This window comes from Clostridium sp. HBUAS56017 (assembly GCF_007115085.1).
Lineage (GTDB): Bacteria > Bacillota > Clostridia > Clostridiales > Clostridiaceae > Clostridium > Clostridium cibarium.
In genome coordinates this window covers 1-264 of sequence record NZ_SULK01000086.1, presented here as the reverse complement: position 1 = coordinate 264, position 264 = coordinate 1, and the positions used below count along the sequence as shown (strand labels likewise).

Genomic DNA, 264 nt, shown 5'->3' with positions numbered 1-264 from the left:
CTATTAAATATACAAAGAATATTTCTTGGCTTGTTGTATTTATACAAACAATATACTATGTGCAATTTTCAAAGAACAATGGTGGGTCTAAATGGACTCGAACCATCGACCTCACGCTTATCAGGCGTGCGCTCTAACCAGCTGAGCTATAGACCCCAATTTGAGCAAATCAAAATAATTTGATCTCTCAAAATTGAACAGAAAGTTAAAACCATTCTTTCGAGAAGAAAACCTATTTTAAGATTTTTTTCTTTACTAGTCAAG

1 tRNA gene is annotated in these 264 nt (G+C 33.3%); it reads right to left on the bottom strand.

What is annotated here, in order from left to right:
• Positions 1-79: 79 nt before the first annotated feature.
• Positions 80-156, bottom strand: a tRNA-Ile gene (locus tag FAY47_RS20010).
• Between the last annotated feature and the right edge of the window lie 108 nt (positions 157-264).